Annotated in this window: 19 protein-coding genes; 14 read left to right on the top strand and 5 right to left on the bottom strand. The window is 57.2% G+C overall.

What is annotated here, in order from left to right:
- Positions 1-28 precede the first annotated feature (28 nt).
- Both ACQ4N7_RS19200 and ACQ4N7_RS19195 read right to left on the bottom strand, forming a co-directional pair.
- Positions 29-664 (bottom strand): ATP-dependent Clp protease proteolytic subunit, encoded by a 636-nt coding sequence (locus tag ACQ4N7_RS19200; protein WP_430713099.1) that lies wholly within the window; start codon positions 662-664, stop codon positions 29-31.
- 56 nt (positions 665-720) lie between these two features.
- Positions 721-1,404: an ATP-dependent Clp protease proteolytic subunit gene (locus ACQ4N7_RS19195; protein ID WP_430713098.1), complete on the bottom strand. Its 684-nt coding sequence runs from the start codon at positions 1,402-1,404 to the stop codon at positions 721-723.
- A 195-nt stretch (positions 1,405-1,599) separates the two neighbouring features.
- Between ACQ4N7_RS19195 and ACQ4N7_RS19190 the strand changes: the two genes are divergently transcribed.
- The 5 genes from ACQ4N7_RS19190 (at position 1,600) to ACQ4N7_RS19170 (ending at position 6,183) form a co-directional block, all read left to right on the top strand.
- On the top strand, positions 1,600-1,782 hold the full coding sequence (locus ACQ4N7_RS19190) for a CsbD family protein (RefSeq protein ID WP_430713097.1): 183 nt from the start codon (positions 1,600-1,602) through the stop codon (positions 1,780-1,782).
- A gap of 244 nt (positions 1,783-2,026) precedes the next feature.
- Entirely contained in the window at positions 2,027-2,929 is a 903-nt protein-coding gene (locus ACQ4N7_RS19185; RefSeq protein WP_430713096.1) for a glycosyltransferase family 2 protein, read from the top strand.
- A gap of 199 nt (positions 2,930-3,128) precedes the next feature.
- A complete protein-coding gene (locus ACQ4N7_RS19180; RefSeq protein WP_430713130.1) occupies positions 3,129-4,904 on the top strand; it encodes an ABC transporter ATP-binding protein in 1,776 nt (591 codons plus the stop codon).
- 95 nt (positions 4,905-4,999) lie between these two features.
- A complete protein-coding gene (locus ACQ4N7_RS19175) occupies positions 5,000-5,524 on the top strand; it encodes an EF-hand domain-containing protein (RefSeq protein WP_430713095.1) in 525 nt (174 codons plus the stop codon).
- An 80-nt stretch (positions 5,525-5,604) separates the two neighbouring features.
- A complete protein-coding gene (locus ACQ4N7_RS19170) occupies positions 5,605-6,183 on the top strand; it encodes a Uma2 family endonuclease (protein WP_430713094.1) in 579 nt (192 codons plus the stop codon).
- On the opposite strand, the gene ACQ4N7_RS19165 is transcribed toward ACQ4N7_RS19170, so the two are convergent.
- Complete coding sequence (locus ACQ4N7_RS19165) at positions 6,134-6,418, bottom strand: hypothetical protein (protein ID WP_430713093.1); 285 nt, start codon at positions 6,416-6,418, stop codon at positions 6,134-6,136. The two genes, ACQ4N7_RS19170 and ACQ4N7_RS19165, sit on opposite strands and share 50 nt — an antisense overlap.
- A 279-nt stretch (positions 6,419-6,697) precedes the next feature.
- Here ACQ4N7_RS19165 and ACQ4N7_RS19160 point away from each other — a divergent pair, with 279 nt between their 5' ends.
- From ACQ4N7_RS19160 to ACQ4N7_RS19120, 9 genes are all read left to right on the top strand, one after another.
- Positions 6,698-8,857, top strand: a complete 2,160-nt coding sequence (locus ACQ4N7_RS19160; RefSeq protein ID WP_430713092.1) for a pentapeptide repeat-containing protein — start codon at positions 6,698-6,700, stop codon at positions 8,855-8,857.
- Between the two features lie 59 nt (positions 8,858-8,916).
- Positions 8,917-9,165 carry a hypothetical protein gene (locus ACQ4N7_RS19155; RefSeq protein ID WP_430713091.1) on the top strand — a complete coding sequence of 83 codons (249 nt, stop codon included), beginning with the start codon at positions 8,917-8,919 and terminating at the stop codon, positions 9,163-9,165.
- Complete coding sequence (locus ACQ4N7_RS19150; protein ID WP_430713090.1) at positions 9,152-9,628, top strand: HNH endonuclease; 477 nt, start codon at positions 9,152-9,154, stop codon at positions 9,626-9,628. The genes ACQ4N7_RS19155 and ACQ4N7_RS19150 overlap by 14 nt, the downstream gene beginning before the upstream one ends.
- A gap of 237 nt (positions 9,629-9,865) precedes the next feature.
- Positions 9,866-10,390: a gamma-glutamylcyclotransferase gene (locus ACQ4N7_RS19145; protein WP_430713089.1), complete on the top strand. Its 525-nt coding sequence runs from the start codon at positions 9,866-9,868 to the stop codon at positions 10,388-10,390.
- A gap of 61 nt (positions 10,391-10,451) precedes the next feature.
- Complete coding sequence (trpB, locus tag ACQ4N7_RS19140; protein WP_430713088.1) at positions 10,452-11,708, top strand: tryptophan synthase subunit beta; 1,257 nt, start codon at positions 10,452-10,454, stop codon at positions 11,706-11,708.
- Positions 11,709-11,763: 55 nt separating this feature from the next.
- A complete protein-coding gene (locus ACQ4N7_RS19135) occupies positions 11,764-12,255 on the top strand; it encodes a DUF29 domain-containing protein (protein ID WP_430713087.1) in 492 nt (163 codons plus the stop codon).
- 8 nt (positions 12,256-12,263) lie between these two features.
- Complete coding sequence (locus tag ACQ4N7_RS19130; protein WP_430713086.1) at positions 12,264-12,890, top strand: ribonuclease D; 627 nt, start codon at positions 12,264-12,266, stop codon at positions 12,888-12,890.
- Positions 12,891-13,034: 144 nt separating this feature from the next.
- Positions 13,035-13,268: a Calvin cycle protein CP12 gene (locus ACQ4N7_RS19125; RefSeq protein WP_194052984.1), complete on the top strand. Its 234-nt coding sequence runs from the start codon at positions 13,035-13,037 to the stop codon at positions 13,266-13,268.
- 250 nt (positions 13,269-13,518) lie between these two features.
- Positions 13,519-13,821, top strand: coding sequence for an RNA recognition motif domain-containing protein (locus ACQ4N7_RS19120; protein ID WP_430713085.1), 303 nt, complete (start codon positions 13,519-13,521; stop codon positions 13,819-13,821).
- Between the two features lie 71 nt (positions 13,822-13,892).
- Here the strand turns inward: ACQ4N7_RS19120 and ACQ4N7_RS19115 are convergent, their stop codons facing one another.
- The gene (locus ACQ4N7_RS19115; RefSeq protein WP_430713084.1) at positions 13,893-14,816 is read right to left on the bottom strand and encodes a hypothetical protein; all 924 of its coding nucleotides are present in this window, start codon (positions 14,814-14,816) and stop codon (positions 13,893-13,895) included.
- A gap of 71 nt (positions 14,817-14,887) precedes the next feature.
- Positions 14,888-15,310, bottom strand: coding sequence for a peptide chain release factor 1 (locus tag ACQ4N7_RS19110; protein WP_430713083.1), 423 nt, complete (start codon positions 15,308-15,310; stop codon positions 14,888-14,890).
- Positions 15,311-15,375: the final 65 nt, after the last annotated feature.

Genomic DNA, 15,375 nt, shown 5'->3' with positions numbered 1-15,375 from the left:
CAACTCTCAGCGAAAATGGCGCAGCGAATTAGACCGTGGCCGGTACAGGAGTGGCTAGTTCCTGGGTACGCTCTTCAATCACTCGGTCGATCAGCCCGTAGGCAACGGCCTCTTCTGCCGACATGAAGTAGTCGCGATCGGTGTCCTTTTGAATTTGCTCAATCGAACGCCCGGTGTGGCGAGACATCATCTCGTTGAGTTCTTGACGCACCCGCAGAATCTCTTTGGCCTCAATCGCAATGTCGCTGGCCTGGAGCCGCTGCCGCCCGGTGCCACCCATGGGCTGGTGAATCATAATCCGCGAGTGGGGCAGAGCCACGCGCTTGCCCTTGCTGCCCGCTGCCAGCAAAAATGCCCCCATAGACGCGGCCAGACCCAGACAGATGGTGACCACGTCAGACTTGATGTACTGCATGGTGTCGTAGATGGCCATCCCCGCCGTTACCGAGCCACCGGGGGAGTTGATGTACAGGTAGATGGGCTTGGTGTTGTCGTCGGAGTCGAGGTACAGCATGGCCGCCACAATGGAGTTAGCCAGGCTGTCGGTCACCTCTTGACCCAGAAAGATAATCCGCTCCTGGTTGAGGCGGGTGTAGATATCGACCCACTGGGAGTACTGGCTACCGGGCAAGCGATAGGGAACTTTGGGAGTGCCGATGGGCATAGTGCTCTTTCAACCTAAAAACAAAACAACAGAACGGACAACATTCACTGAGCGACCTAAGCGCCTACTCCAGCCGCCACGGGCAGTTCCTTACGGCTGGCCAACACCCGGTCGATAATGCCGTATTCTTTGGCTTCTTCGGGGTTCATGTAGAACATCCGGTCAGAGTCGCGCATGACCTGATCCAGGCTCTTGCCGGTGCTCTTGGCAAGGATGTCCATCATCGATCGCTTGTTGTCGAGCACCTCTTTGGCCCGAATTTCAATGTCGGTGGCCTGGCCCTGGGCACCGCTGCGGGGCTGGTTCAGCACAATGCGGGCGTGGGGCAAGCTGGCCCGGTAGCCCTTGGTGCCCGCCGCCAAAATCACCGCCGCCGACCCCATCGCCTGACCAATGCAAATGGTGTGCACCGGAGGCTTGATGTAGTTCATGGTGTCGCAGATGGCAAAGGCTTCGGTGTCGTAGCCGATCATGTTGCCGTCGTACCAGGAGGTGCCGGTGGAGTTGATATAGAAAAAGATGGGTTTGTCGGGGTCGTCAAACTGCAAAAATAGCAGCTGGGCAATAATCAGCTCGGTGACATCAATGCCCACCTGCTGCTTAATGTCATCCCCAGAAAAGAGGGGCAACCCCAGGTAGACAATGCGCTCTTTCAGCAGCAGCGAGGGTAAATCTGGGGGTGGCGTGCGGTACGTTGCATCGCCATACGGTGCCTGCACGGCTTTAATCTCTAAACTCATAGACCGAAGACGCCCAAATACGGCATTTGAACAGTGTAACGCGGGATTGAGCCGGGTTCGAGGCTGCCCCCAAGACGGATATCCTCACCTCAAGTTCTACCTAAGTACATACCCGATTTCGCTCTTGATGTAGATGAGGCATCGATGGGCTTAGTTCTACGGTAGTCATAGATTCACGTTAAGGAACTTCTACTTATGTCTATCGAAGATCGCGCTAAGGCCACAGCCAAAAACATTGAGGGCAAAATGCAGGCCGCCGCTGGCGAAATCACGGGCGACCCGAAAGATAAAGCCGAGGGTGAGGCCAAGCAAGCCGAGGCTCGGGCTACCCACGCCAAGGAAGATGTGAAAGATTCTCTCAAGCGAGCGATCGACTAGGCAATGCACTACTAGCCTTCGCTAGCGCTTACGCTTGAACCTTACTCACTAAAGAACGGGGCGGCCAGCGGCTGCCCCTTTTTATTGGGCCGTAATAATTTTTTAGGCGGCAATAACGGCCGCGTAAAGATGCTTTGAAAGGGTAGCTGGCAGCGAAGTTGGTGAGTAGATTTCAGTTTGGGGGCCAAACTGGGTTCCCTAAACCAGGGAGAGTTCCTGTCTACCGCTGGAATGTGCCGCGTCTATGTTCTCTATTTTTATTCTGACCCACAACGAAGAGCGCGATATTGCCGCCTGTATTGAGTCGGCGCTGCTCTCAGACGACGTGATTGTGGTGGACTCGTGCAGCCGCGATCGCACCCAAACCATCGCCACCCAGTACCCCGTGCGCTTTGTCGAGCACCCCTTCGCCAGCCACGGTCAGCAGCGCACCTGGATGCTGCAAAACGTGCCCTACCGCCACGACTGGGCCTACATTCTCGAAGCCGACGAGCGCATGACGCCCGAGTTGTTTGCGGAGTGTTTGGAGGTCATTCAACGGGGCGACAAGGTGGGCTACTACGTGGCCGAGCGGGTCATGTTCATGGGCCGCTGGATTCGGCGCAGCACCCAGTTTCCCCGCTACCAGCTCAGGCTGCTGCGGCGGGGCAAGGTGTGGTTCGACGACTACGGCCACACCGAGCGTGAAGTCGTCGATGGGCCAACGGGATTCTTAAAGGAAACCTACCCCCACTACACCTGTAGCAAAGGCCTCAGCCGCTGGATCGATAAGCACAACCGCTACTCCACCGACGAAGCCGCCGAAACCCTGCGCCAGCTGCAAGGAGGCAAAGTGGATTGGCAAGCCCTGCTGTGGGGCAAATCTGAGGTCGAGCGCCGCCGCGCCCTGAAAGATCTCTCCCTGCGGCTGCCCCTGCGCCCCCTGACCCGGTGGCTCTATATGATGGTTATCCTTGGCGGCTGGCGGGACGGACGGGCAGGGCTGGCCTGGTGTACGCTTCAGGCGTTTTACGAGTATTTGATTGTGCTCAAGGCGCGGGAATTGATGCATCCGGAATATCTGACCGGGGTGCAGCCTGGTGCTGATACTGCCGGACCGAAGGATTTTCCTGCTGACGTTTCCGCTATGAAAAAGAGTGCCGCTTGAGAGGGTGTTGGTGCGCCGCCAAGATAGGAGAGTGGGCTTACCCGTAGGGGCAAACGGTTGTTTGCCCTAGCCCTCATCATGCCCATCCACTCACCTACGGCGCTATCGTAGAAAAATGAGTGAATACAGGGTAAAACGGGTTCGGGCTGCGGGAGCAAAACAGAAACAGCCGTGGCGCAATCTTGGCCAGTCGCTGGGGATGTACCGCTACGGGCAGCGGGCGATCGCGCTGGTGTGGCAGACCGACTGGCGGCTGACGGTGCTGCTGGCGCTGCTGACGCTGGTGGCGGGGCTACTGCCCGCGGCGATCGCCTACGTTGGCAAGCTAATTGTTGATGCGGTGGTGGTGGCGGCCCAGTCGGGGCAGGCGGCAGATCGGCAGGCGGCGCTGATGTACCTGGCCCTGGAGGCAGTGCTGGTGGCGGTGCTGGCCGGGGCGCGGCAGGGGCAGGGGCTGTGCCAGTCGCTGCTGCGGGTGCTGCTGGGGCAGCGGGTCAACGTCATGATTCTCGAAAAGGCCCAGACGCTACCGCTGACCTACTTTGAAGATTCTGAATTTTACGACAAGCTGACCCAGGCGCGGCGGGAGGCCTCCCAGCGACCGCTGAGCATGGTCAACCGCACCTTTGGGGTGGTGCAGGATGCGCTGTCGCTGGTGACTTTTGGCGGGCTGCTGCTGCAATTTTCGGGCTGGGCGGTGGCGCTGCTGGCGATCGCAACCCTGCCTGCCTTCATCGCTGAAACCCAGTTTGCGGGTGAGGCCTTTCGCCTGTTTAAGTGGCGATCGCCCGAAACCCGGCAGCAGGTCTACCTGGAGGCACTGCTGGCCCGCGAAGACTTTGCCAAAGAAGTGAAGCTGTTCGGCCTGGGGCCGCTGCTGATGCAGCGCTACAAAGACATTTTTCAGCGGCTGTACGCCGAAGACCGCAATTTGACGGTGCGCCGCAGCGGCTGGAGCTACGGGCTGGGGCTGCTGAGTACGGTCTCGTTCTACCTGGCCTACTGCTGGATTGTGCTGGAGGCGATCGCGGGTCGCATTTCTCTGGGCGAGCTGACCATGTACCTGACGGTGTTTCGCCAGGGGCAAACCACCTTTGCCAACTCCCTCACCGCGATCGGCGGCATGTACGAAGACGGGCTGTACCTGGCCAACCTGTATGAATTTCTAGAGCAGCCGGTGCCTGCTGAAATGGGCACGGCGGTGCGCGGCATTGACCCCAGCGACGGGCTGCGGTTTGAGGGGGTGTCGTTTACCTATCCAGGCAGCGAGCGATTGGCCCTAGAGAATGTCTCCTTTCACCTCAGGCCGGGCGAAAAGATGGCGATCGTGGGCGAAAACGGCTCCGGCAAAACGACGCTGATTAAACTTCTCACCCGGCTCTACACACCGTCCCGTGGCCGCATTCTGCTCGATGGCCGCGATCTGCAAGAGTGGGACAGCGACGTTCTACAGCGGCGCATCGGCGTGATCTTTCAAGACTTTGTGCGCTACCAGTTTAAGGTGGGCGAAAACATCGGCGTCGGCGATGTCACCGACTTTGACGATGCCCACCGCTGGCAGACCGCCGCCGCCAAGGGCACCGCCACCGAGTTCATTGAGTCGCTGCCCGAGGGCTACGACACCCAGCTGGGCAAGTGGTTCTTTGGTGGTCAAGAGCTATCGGGTGGCCAGTGGCAAAAGATTGCCCTCTCGCGTGCCTTTATGCGCACCGAAGCCGACATTCTGGTGCTCGATGAGCCGACATCGGCCATGGATGCCGAGGCCGAAACCCGCCTGTTTGAGCAGTTTCGCGAAGCCACCCAAAACCAGATGGCGATTTTGATCTCTCACCGCTTTTCGACGGTGCGGCGGGCCGACAATATTATTGTGCTGGCTAACGGCAGGTTGATCGAGCAGGGCAGCCACGAGGATCTGCTGCGCCAGGATGGCCGCTACGCTCGCCTGTTTACCATGCAGGCGGCAGGGTATTTGTAGGCTTAGCTGGTAATAGCCGATTCAGCAGACAGCCTGAAAGTACTATAGGCTAATGACGGTCATGACAACTGCCGGGGCAAAGGGACGTACAGGCTATGCTAACTGACTTGCAACAGCGCAAATTGACCAAGCTATTTAGCATGTACGACTCTGACTACACCGGGGTATTGGTCAAAAAAGACTTTGAGCTGATGTTCAAAAAGCTGTCTACCCTGCGCAACTGGTCGCTGCGATCGCCCCGCTGCCTGGTGCTGCAAGACAAGCTGATGCGCAAGTGGCAGGGGCTGGAAAAGAAAGCTGATACCGCCCACAACAAGCAAGTCTCCCGCACCGAATGGCTGGCCTACTACGATGACGGTCTAGAGGAAATTCTCAGCCTGATGGAACTAATTTTTGATGTCTTTGACCAGGACGAAGATGGCAAAGTCAATCAGGCAGAATGGGGGCAGTTGCTGGCCGCCTTCAACGAGTCGCCGGTCTATGCGCCGCTGGTGTTTCCGTCGCTCGATGCCGACCAGGACGGCTGGCTGACCAAGGCTGAGTTTTTGCAACACTTCAGTGCCTTTTGCTGTAGCGACGAGGCCGATAACCCCGCCAACGGCATGTTTGGGCCTTACTAAGTATGGGCTGTGCCTCAATCCGGCGAACTTAATTCTCTAGAATAGGGGCTACGGCCTTGCTTGAGCGGAGCATTACACTAATGAGCCAAGCCCTCTCGACAGAAACCCAGCTATTAACCTTTGAGGACTATCTGCGCCATGACGATGGTACGGATACCCGCTACGAACTGGTGAACGGAGTGCTGGTGGAAATGCTCCCAGAAAGTGATGAAAACCTCAGCATTGCTAGAAAGCTGCTGCTGGAGCTGATTCGGCACCTGCCGCCAGACTGGGTGGTCTGGGGTACAGAAATTGAAGTCACTGGACGCCGCGCCACGGGCCGCATCCCCGATTTGCTGGTGCATACCGAAGCCTCGAAGGTCGCTGTGGCTGGGGCGACCCGCGCTACCATTACCCGCGATATGCCGCCTCCGGCTCTGGTAGTGGAAGTGGTTAGCCCTGGGCAGACCAATCGAGAACGCGACTACCGCTACAAACACACTGAATATGCGGCTCGCGGCATTGCGGAATACTGGATTGTTGATCCAGAAACCCGGCAGGTGACGCTGTGCCTGTGGGTAAATGGACAGTACGAAGACCAGGTCTATAGCGGGGCTGAACCGTTGCGATCTACAGTGGTGCCAGGGTTTGGGCTGACGGCGACGGCGATTTTTGGTTGAGTGGAAGCGAAGGTATGGCGATCGCATCGTCAAAGCTCATGATCGTGTTGCAGGCGATTCCTTCGGATAGCTTCGCTAACGCATTGGCATTATCACGACTCGCAATTGCATTGTTACCGCTCACAACTGGATTGCAGACGATCGCGATCGCATTGTCATAACCCGCAATTGTGTTGCAGACGCTCGCAACGGCATTGTCATCACTTGCAACGGTGTTGCGGGCGATCGCATTCAAGTAACCACCCCCCGCAACGCCATTGCAGACGACCGTAGGGTGCAATAGCGGCCCACCTTATCCTAGCTACCCAAAACCTACCCTCTGCGCCGCATTGCACCAAAACCCCGCGATCGCGCATTCTCCCTGCCGCAGAAACCGGGTTTCTTCTGCGAATAGGCGAAGAATCGCGCCACGACAGCAGAAACCCGGTTTCTAAACCTGGATTTTTGCCGAAAGATTACCGAAATGTGGGCAAAAGGCTTGTAGTCTTGGGCAAGCCGCCCCCAAACCCGCCTCATGCAACGCCTCACCTCCAAAGAACTACAGCGCCGCTATCGCGCCGGAGAGCGCCACTTTGCCAACGTAGACCTCAGCGGTGAATCGCTGCGCGGCATGAACCTGAAAGGTATTGACCTCAGCGGAGCCGACCTTAGCCACACCGACATTCGCGGCACCAACTTTAGCGAGGCAAATCTAACGGGCACTCAGTTTGTAGGAGCCAAAGCCGGTACTCAACGCCGCTGGCTACTCCCGCAACTGCTGATCGCCTTTGCGCTGTCGGCGTTGACCAGCTTTTTGATTGCAGCACTTTGGGCAGCGTTTGCATTGTCTATTGTTAACCCTTCTGGTGAAACCACTGGAGCCATCGCTGGAGACATTGTCTTTGGAATCTTGGGAATTGTGATATCCCTTGGTTTCCTAGGGTTCATCTACATTAGAGGACTTTTAGCGGCCCTTGGCGCAGCTCTAGGCGCTTTCGCTTTCGCTGTCGCTTTCGCTTTCGCTTTCGCTGTCGCTGTCGCTGTCGCTGTCGCTGTCGCTGTCGCTGTCGCTGTCGCTGTCGCTGTCGCTGTCGCTGTCGCTGGCGCTGTCGCTGTCGCTGGCGCTGTCGCTGTCGCTGTCGCTGTCGCTTTCGCTGGCGCTGGCGCTGGCGCTGGCGCTGGCGCTGGCGCTGGCGCTGTCGCTGTCGCTGTCGCTGTCGCTGTCGCTGTCGCTGTCGCTGGCAATGAACCCACTGTCATTGCTGTTGCAGTCATTGGTGTACTTGCCAATATTGTAGTTAGTTTTTTAATTTCAAGACGTGCGCTTAAAGGCGATTCTAGAGATAGTTTAACTCGCGCTATTGCCGTTTGGTTTGGTTCATGGGGCAGCACTAAATTTGTTGCCGCAAATTTGACTGATGCTTCGTTTGAGAAAGCCATTGTAAGAAGCGCTCATCTCTACCAGACAAATTTGACTAGAACAAACTTTCACTTGGCTAAGCATATTAACTTGTCGCGATTTGGCAAAACCATTCTGGCTGATTTCGATGTGCAAAACTTAGTTACTACTCTGCGCGGCAACGGCAAATCTTATGTTGGCCTCAACCTTAAAGGCGCATACCTCACCGGGGCTGACTTGGCCGATGCCGATTTGACTGAGGCCGACGTCAGCAACGCAACGCTAGAAGGCGCAACCCTTGAATGTGCAAACCTGACCAAAACTCAAGCGCTTGGCACCAATTTTCACCAAGCTATTCTTACTGGTGCTACCCTCGAAGCGTGGAACATCGACAGCACTACTAATCTCGATGAGGCCATTTGTGACTACGTTTATCTACTCCGCAACTACCAAGAGCGTCGCCCCAGCAGCGGCACCTTTGCCCCCGGTGACTTCACCAAACTCTTTCAAGAAGTGCTCGACACCATCGACCTCATCTTTCAAAACGGGGTCGATTGGAAGGCCTTTGTGCGCACCTTCAACGACGTGCAGGGACAATATAGCGACACTGATCTAGGGGTGCAGGCGATCGAAAACAAAGGCGATGGCGTCGTTGTTGTCAAGCTCCACGCTGCCCCCGATGCCGACAAACCCACTATTCACCAATCGTTCAGCGAAATCTATCAACTGGCACTGCAAGAAGCCGAGGCCCGCTACAAAGCTCAGCTCGATGCCAAAGATAACCAAATTGCCGACTATCGCCAGCAAAGCGCCAACATGCAAGAAGTGGTCAAGCTGCTGGCCCAGCGACCGATTAACGTAGATGTCAAAGCCACCGCAGAGAGCAAAGCCATGCAAGGAAACGACTACAGCCGCAACATCAGCATCGACGGCAACGCCACCGGCAACGTCTTTCAAACCGGGGATGGCAACACCGCCGAACTTCGGCAAGTCACGCTGCCGCCGCCCGATCGCGTCAACATTCAGGCCGAGCTAGCCGCCCTGCAAGCCATTCTCGCGGGCCTCAACGACCCCGTCACCACCGGCATTGCCGCCAAGCTCGACGCCGAAGCCGCCAAACCCGCGCCCGATAAAAGCGTCGTCGCCACCACCTTAGAAACCGGGCTGACCTACGCCCGCAATTTGCAGGGGTTCGCTGAGGCGATCGATCAGCTGCGCCCCCACGTGCAAAACGCCGCTGGCTGGCTCGGCGAGCACGGCACCAAACTGCTGCCATTAGTGGGGCTAGTGCTCTAAAGGTAGCAATCCAGCAATCCAGCTAAACTTGAGATACCTCTCAACGGTGCGTAGCTGCTATGACTACAACCCTACTCAAGCCTTCAGCCATTCTGCCCGAGGGCCTGTGCATTCAACAGGTCAACAACCTCACGCTGTTCAAATTCACCAACAAGTTGGGCGATCGCCTGCAAGAACTGCTGGATAAAAAAAAGGCAGACACCCTCACCGCCGAAGAAAGCCTCGAACTAGAAACAATCGGTGAGCTAGACAACATCTTCAGCTATATCAATGCTGTCATGGCTGCCCAGGCCCATGAGCCTTCCTAAGGCGCTGCATTATCAGGTGCGTCAACGGGCTCAATTTCGGTGTGAGTACTGCCATTATCCAGAGCTTTTAAGTTCCGCCCCGCTATCCATTGACCATCTTCAGCCCCAATCGTTGGGCGGGACAGATGACCTCGACAATCTTGCTCTCGCCTGCCGCCGCTGCAACGAAAGGCGTTACAACTTCACCACAGGCATCGATCCTGAAACCGGGGCAGAGACTGCTTTGTTTAATCCCCGGCAACAACGCTGGGCCGATCACTTCATCTGGTCGGTCAATGGAATTCGTTTGATTGGGGTAACACCTACAGGTCGGGCCACTTGCGATCGCCTTGATCTCAATGACGATCGCCGTTCTGACAAATTCATTCAAACCTGTAGACAGCAGTGGAGCATGAGCGACTTGCATCCCCCAGACGATGATCCGCGACAGCTGGCATCAGCTTTTCCGAAAGCTCACCCTTGACACCTTAAAGACTTGTCAAGGCTTGATCACGAAACCTTTCCCCTTGGGAAATAGAGTGATATAAACGAAAGTAACAGCAGCAATCCTCGGCATTCCGACCGGAAAACCGTAGATTGAGTTTGTAGTTCTTTTTCATTGCAGAGCTTTGCACCTGGTGTCAGCTCTACCTCTTCCCCTTCTTGGAAGAGACCAGGCGCAATACCGTTACTCTCTATACCTCGCTCTCAACGATCGCCCATGACCAGCCTCACCCCCCTGCACAATCCAGACGATCGCTTCTACTACTTTGCCTACGGCTCCTGCATGTGCCCTGTGGATCTTAAGCGTTCACTGGGCGAGAGCACCCACGATTACGTGGTTGGCCCCGCCACGCTAGAGGGCTATCGGCTGGGATTTTTTCGGCGATCGCGGCTGCGCGACTGCGGCGTGCTCGATGTAGTCCCTCATCCTGGCTCCACGGTGCAGGGCGTACTCTACAGCCTGCCCTGGCGGCTCAGCCCCGCTCTCGATCTGCGTGAAGAAGGCTACTGCCACGAAATGGTAACGGTCAACTGCAACGGTCGGGCCTACGACGAAACGCGCACCTACTCTGTAATCAGCAAAACCCACGCAGAAATTGCCCCCAACGAGTGGTACTCCAGCGTGGTCATGCGAGGTGCGGCTACCTGTGGGCTCCCTGAGCAATACTGCTGGGAGCTATTTCATCACATTCATTCCCTACAGCGGCGGCAGGCCCCCGCTCCCCTGCGCCGCATTGCCTAGCGGTGGGTCAAGGCATTCCCTATAATGAGGGCTACTCCTAACCCTTCACCCCTGCACCACCGTGACCCAGACGCCGCTTTCGCCTCGCCCAGACGCTGATTTTTCCTTGGCCGCCGCTCGTCCCGATGCCCTGGGCCGCTTTGGCCAGTTTGGCGGCAAGTACGTGCCCGAAACGCTCATGCCTGCGCTGTTTGAGCTGGAGCAGGCGTTTTACCAGTACCGCGACGAGGCCGACTTCAAGGCCGAGCTGAATGGCTTGCTGAAAGATTACGTCGGTCGGGCCACGCCCCTGTATTTTGCCGAGCGGCTTACCGCCCACTACCGCCGCCCCGACGGCAGCGGCCCTGAGATTTACCTCAAGCGCGAAGACCTCAACCACACTGGGGCGCACAAAATCAACAACGCCCTGGGCCAGGTGCTCTTGGCCAAGCGCATGGGCAAGCAGCGCATCATTGCCGAAACTGGGGCGGGGCAGCACGGGGTGGCTACTGCAACGGTGTGCGCTCGCTTTGGCTTGCAGTGCGTCATTTACATGGGCGTGCAAGATATGGAGCGCCAGTCGCTAAACGTGTTTCGCATGCGGCTGATGGGGGCCGAGGTGCGCGGCGTGACGGCGGGCACCGGCACCCTCAAAGACGCCACCTCTGAGGCAATTCGCGACTGGGTCACGAATGTGGAGACCACCCACTACATCCTTGGTTCTGTGGCAGGGCCACACCCCTACCCGATGCTGGTGCGCGATTTTCACGCCATCATCGGTGAAGAAACCCGCGCCCAGTGCCAGGAGAAGTTTGGCGGACTGCCCGACATTCTGATGGCCTGCGTGGGCGGCGGCTCCAACGCCATGGGCCTGTTCCATGAGTTTGTCAACGAGCCGTCGGTGCGGATGATTGGCATCGAGGCAGCGGGCAGCGGCGTAGACACGGGCAAGCACGCGGCGACGCTGACGGCGGGGCGCGTGGGCGTGCTGCATGGCGCGATGAGCTACCTGCTGCAAGACGGCGACGGTCAGGTGATCGAGGCACATTCCATTAGCGCAGGCCTCGACTACCCCGGCGTTGGCCCCGAGCACAGCTTTTTAAAGGATGCGGGCCGGGCTGAGTACTACAGCGTTACCGATCAGGAGGCGCTGGATGCCTTCCAGCGGGTGTCGCGCCTGGAGGGAATTATTCCCGCTCTAGAGACAGCCCACGCCTTTGCCTATCTCGAAACGCTGTGTCCGCAACTCTCAGGCAACCCCCGCATTGTGATCAATTCTTCGGGCCGGGGCGACAAGGATGTGAATACCGTGGCCAAGGCGTTGGGCGGACTGGAGTAGGCTGATCTCGGTCAATTGGTTCAAACCGCAGCGTCAGTTGGCGAGGGAATTGCAGATGAGCGTAGACACCAACGTCACGGCTAAGGATCTGTACGACCAGGACTATCAGCTCTGGGTGGATGCTACCGCTGCCCATCTGAAGTCCCGCAACTTCGATGCGCTCGATTTGGAGAACCTGATTGAGGAAATTGAGAGCTTGGGTGGAAGTGATAAGCGATCGCTGAGCAGCTACCTCATGCGGCTGTGTGAGCACTTCTTTAAGCTGTGCTACTGGGAGTCTGACCGCGATCGCTGCTTTCGCGGCTGGGATTTGGAGATTTCTAATTTCCGCGTCAGGATGCACCTCATCCTTCGAAATAGCCCGAGCTTAAAACGATACCTGGAAGAAAACTTTCTGGCAGATTACAGCAGTGCGCGGAGGCTTTTTCTTAAAGCCAGTCATTTTAAGAAAGAAACTATTCCTGAGCAGCCTTGGTTCACCCTGGAGCAGGTGCTAGACCCCGACTGGTTGCCTTGGCAGCCTGACTCAGATCCCCTTGACGATTAGGAACCCCTATGACCGACGGTTTTGAAATCTGCGATCGCGACCTCACCCCCGAGCTGCTAGCCCGCTATCAACAGGCCGATGCGATCGCCTGCGATACCGAGACCATGGGCCTCTTACCCTGGCGCGATCGCCTCTGTCTGGTGCAGCTGGCCGACCCCGAGGGCTACGTGGCGGTAGTGCGCATTGAGCTGGGCCAAACCGAAGCGCCCCTGCTCAAAGAACTGCTCGAAGCCCCAGCGATTCTCAAGCTCTTTCACTTTGCCCGGTTTGACCTGGCGACGCTGAAGCACAACCTGGGCATTACCACTGCCCCCGTGTTTTGCAGCAAAATTGCTAGCAAACTGGCCCGCACCTACAGCCCCCGCCACGGGCTCAAAGAGCTGGTCAAAGAGCTAGAGGGCATCGAGCTTGACAAAACCGCCCAAAGCTCCGACTGGGGCAACGCTATGCAACTATCTGAGGAGCAGCTGCGCTACGCCGCCAACGATGTGCGCTACCTGCACAGCATTCACCACACCCTGACCGCCATGCTCAAGCGCGAGGGCCGCTGGAACCTAGCCCAGGACTGCTTTCGCTGCTTGCCCACCTTCGTTGCCCTCGATTTGCTTCAGTACCAGGGGGTATTTGAGCATTAGTAAATCCATTGCCTTCGACTCCGCTCCCTTTGCCGCCGCCCCCTGAGCGGAGTCGAAGGGGGCGGAGGGGAGTGGTTTGGAGCAGGGGACGGTTAAAATTGTTCTGGCTATCTCGAAAACTGCTTAACCGCGAGGAGAACGATTATGAGCGTTGACAGCAAAGACTTTCAAGACGAGCTGCAAAAGGCGATCGACTACGCCCACCAGATCACCGCTGAGAAGGGCGAAACCTCTTCTGAGGCCGCTGCTGCTTGGGATGTAGTTGAAGAAATGCGGGCTGAGGTATCGCACCAGCACCAGAAGCCCAAGAAAACCGGCTTTGATCAATATTTAGAAGAAAATCCCGAGGCCCCCGAGGGGCTCATGTACGACACCTAAGTCACGTACAACCTCTAGTTGCGTACCTTCCTCTGCGCTCTCTGCAAAGTTGTCCAGGGAGCGCTACTGTGCTCGTGACAAGCCCGAAAATGGGAAGCATGACCCAAATCACCACCGTCAGGCAAGGGGCGATGTTAAGATAGGCAAGGTTAGTTTTCGGTAGATTTCGCTTGTTTCATTTCATTTCTGATTTCCGATACAGCTTTGTCTCCGTTTACTCGCTGCATTTGTACAGTAAGGAGACAATCTGATGTCACTCTATGTTGGTAACCTGTCCTACGATGTCACTCGCGAAGATCTGGAGCGAGTGTTTGCAGAATACGGCGACGTGAAGCGGGTAAGCCTGCCCACCGATCGCGAAACCGGCCGCCCCCGTGGCTTTGCCTTTGTTGATATGGCCGCTGAAGCTCAAGAAGACACCATCATCGAATCGCTTGATGGCGCTGAGTGGATGGGGCGCGAAATGCGGGTCAACAAGGCTCGCCCCCGCGATGATGCCCGCAGTGGTGCAGGCAGCGGCAACGGCGGTAACTATCGTCGCACCGGTTTCTAAACGTCTGACGCGTTTTAGCACGCTTTAAACCTTGAAGGGTAGGTCGCAATGGCCTACCCTTTCTTTTTGAGTTAGAACGTATTGCGCTCCGGTACGACGGGAGAGCGATCGACCTGGGGTTGGGGTCTGCCGTTGACGTCTAGATAGCCCAGGTCTTTCAGAAAAGCGTACAGCGCCGTAGGGAAGTCAGCGTACTGCTCCGCCACATCGCCATTATCGTCGTAGGTTTCGAGGCCCCAGTCATCGGCGCGATCGTAGTGGGCCAGCATGTACTGCCAGGCGTCTCGGTACTGCCCCAGGCGAATGCTTTGGGCTACGTAGCCCGCCAGTACCCCGTTTTTGTCGCTGCCGCGATCGGCAAACTCTGGGTCTTCAATGGTGAAGCGCATGCCAGCCGCCAAGTCCTCTAGGTAGTTGGTGAACTGAGTGGTGGTGTCGCGGTACGCGCCGTTTTGGTAGGTAAGAATGACGCTGGGCGGGTACGACCCGGCATAGGAGCTAAAGCTATAGAAAAAGGCGTTGTCGAGGGTGACAAACTCCATCAGCCCATCGCTATTGAGGTCGATGAATTCGCCGCCGCCGCCGTCGAGGTAGCCAAAGTAGGTGGGGTTAAACTGGTCGTCTTGCCAGGTGTAGGTCGTGTAGGCCAGGCAGCAGTGAGCACCGCCGGTAAAGGTTTGTACCACTACCTCTGAGGTGCCGTCGCTGTCGAGATCCATGAGTTCAATGCCCGCAAACATGGCAGCGGTTTCGGTAGCCGTCAGCTGGAGTTCGTCGTTATAAAACAGCTGAAGCGTCAGGTTGTCGCCAATTTCCTCGGCCTCGTAGTCGATGGGCGTGTAGCTAGCGACGACGCGAATGGGGCCTTGGGCGATCGCGCGATTGGAGAGCGCTTCGGTCTCGTAGTCAATCTCGATGCGGGGGTTTTCGGCCAGGGCGGGCAGGCCCAGGGTGACCAGGCTGCCGATTAACAGGCTTTTCAGGATGGCTTTCATCAACGGTTCGGTGTTGCTACTAACAGTACTTATTACTCAGTTGGCTCAGCTTTCCCCGGTTAATTCTGCGGCTACCAGCGTCGCCAGTGGCGTTTGCCCACCACAAAAACACCCAGCAGTACCCCCACCACCAACGGGTAAGACATGCTGACCAGCGCCGCCGGAATCGGTAAAAAATCTTTCACAAACAGCACCAGAGCGATACAGGGCACCAGCGCCCACAGTACCCCTGTGTCGATATAGACCTGGCGGGTAAACCAGCGCTCTAAAACCGTCAGGGCTAAGGCCCCGATCGCAAACCCAGCGACAATGGGTAGCACCATAAACAGCAGCGGCATCAGCGGCATCAGGCCGCTGCCAACGTTGGCCAGCAGCAGGGCCAGTCCCTGGGCCAGCAGCAGGTCGGCCAGGGTGGCGATCGCCACCGCTGCCAGCGCCACCTGAAGCAAAATGACCCAGGGTAAAGATTTCAGCCGCCAAAAGGGGTTGCGCATAGTTTGAGCCGAAACGTTACGCCTATTATTGCGCTGAAATTGTGATTTGGTACGGCGCTGGGGGT

The sequence above is a fragment of the Nodosilinea sp. AN01ver1 genome, assembly GCF_050565655.1.
Lineage (GTDB): Bacteria > Cyanobacteriota > Cyanobacteriia > Phormidesmidales > Phormidesmidaceae > Nodosilinea.
The sequence above is the reverse complement of the archived record's forward strand: the minus strand, read 5'-3'. Positions and strand labels throughout refer to the sequence as shown.